At 37.1% G+C, this 1,862-nt stretch carries 3 protein-coding genes; all 3 read right to left on the reverse strand.

What is annotated here, in order from left to right; all coding sequences use genetic code 11:
- Window positions 1-934, reverse strand: a 934-nt coding sequence (locus F6K49_RS45035; RefSeq protein WP_293108608.1) for an FAD-dependent monooxygenase, incomplete at its 3' end; no start/stop codon positions are given.
- A 217-nt stretch (window positions 935-1,151) separates the two neighbouring features.
- On the reverse strand, window positions 1,152-1,430 hold the full coding sequence (locus tag F6K49_RS45040; protein WP_229415235.1) for a glutathione S-transferase C-terminal domain-containing protein: 279 nt from the start codon (window positions 1,428-1,430) through the stop codon (window positions 1,152-1,154).
- Between the two features lie 168 nt (window positions 1,431-1,598).
- Window positions 1,599-1,769, reverse strand: coding sequence for a glutathione S-transferase N-terminal domain-containing protein (locus tag F6K49_RS45045; RefSeq protein ID WP_293073782.1), 171 nt, complete (start codon window positions 1,767-1,769; stop codon window positions 1,599-1,601).
- Window positions 1,770-1,862 lie beyond the last annotated feature (93 nt).

Raw genomic sequence — 1,862 nt, forward strand, 5'->3', positions numbered from 1 at the left:
CTTGACTCTCTTCAGGGTTTCTCCAGATTTGATACAATCCTGAACAATATTGAGGAATCGGAAATTTACCCCCCTCACTGGATGTGAATCTGGCTATTTCTTCAGGGTCAATAATTTTTTCCAGGGGAATCTGAGGAAATGCTTGTTTCAGGAATTGTTCAACGTCTACTGGGGTTTCTAGTTGCCAGATTTGATGATCAGGGTAGGTAATAATATTTGCAGTTCTGGGTTGATTCGGATTTTTCAAGGGTAATAAACCCAGATTAATTGCTTTTTTACGCTCTTTAAAAGTAGACCGAATGGCATAAGCCATTGTAGATTGTGCTACATCTCCTTCTTGTTCTGATAGAGGAAATTGAGGAGGTAAGGTGAGAACTTTATATTTTAAACCGGAACTAGGAGAAGAAAACTTTTGCATTTCAAAGGAATTTGATTGACCTTTTTCCCATTCATGCAGAGTTTGACGCACAATAGAATTTAAACCATCACAACCCACTAACAGAGTAGGAGTCAGTGTCAATGGTTTATTGTCCCTAGATTGGGTAATAATTTCTAAATGCTCTAAATGTTGTTTAATCTCTATACATTCAGTTTTAAATAAAACCTTAATTTCATCTTGCCAATGGTGTTGAATTTCTTGGTAAAGTAACTCTATAAAAGATGCTCTGGGCAGCCAGTAGGCAGTTTTGCGTTTAGAATCAGCAATGGGTAGTTTCGTTGTTTTCCGTGTGCCGTCTTTTTGAATGAGAGTAAAGTAAAAGTCAGTACTAGGGACACTCACATTAGCTAGTTTGGGAGTTAGTTTTAATAAATCGGTTAATTTTTGCCCCCTGCCATCAATTTGATAACTAAAGGATTTATCCGGTTCGTAATAGTCGGCTGAGGGTCTTTTTTCAATAACCGTAATATTTTTCCAGCCTCTTTGGGCTAACATTAAAGCTGCCCCTAATCCTGCAGGCCCCCCTCCGATAATCACAACATTTTTTTTGTAGTAGTGATTCATTTTAATCTCAATTAACGCTGACGATGGCTTGTAATTAAAAACCCAATCCTGAAATTATTCACTACTCATCTGTGAATGCTCCTGCATTTGCTGATCAGAAGCCTCTAAATTTCAGTTTTTTATTGTCCGTTTGTCTGGTGTTTCATACTTAATTTAACGGCATAGGAACAGTTGACTTGACCGACTCACGCTCGTGTAATTTATCGAACCAATTTCCTATGTTAGGATATTGCAAAACCCAATCTTCATTTAAGCGAAGGCTGTAGTAACCCAAGGAACATAACGCTGCTACATCTGCTGCTGTCCATGTGTCATTGCTTAATAAATATTGAGATTGGGCTAATTGTTCCTCAAAAATTGGTAAAAGGCGATTAATTGACGTTTCTATTTTTGCCCGGTAGGGAGTCGGGGCGAGATTATTGGTCAAATTTAGTATCCATAAGTTGATGATATTATCACCTAAGTTATCTGCTAATTCTTCCCATTTACGACACTCAAGCCGTTCTCGAATATTACTTGGGGAAAAACGAGGTTGTGGATAAGTTTCGTCTAAATACTCTGCAATTAATGTAGAATCCCAAATAACTGTACCATCTTATTCTACAAACACCGGTACTTTACCAATGGGAGAAACTTTAATAAATTCCGAAGGTTTATTCTTAAGATTAACTTCTTTGAGTTCGCAGTCTATTTTTTTTTCAGCTAACAAGATCCGAATTTTCCTATAAAAGTTTGATTGCTGGTGATAAGACAATATTCTCGCCATAAAATATCTCCACAAAAGCCACAAAAATTTTTACTTTACATCATTGAGCCCAAATTGTTAAGCTTGGCTATAACAGGAGTGTCTAGCAGCCAA

The organism is Moorena sp. SIO3I6, from assembly GCF_010672095.1.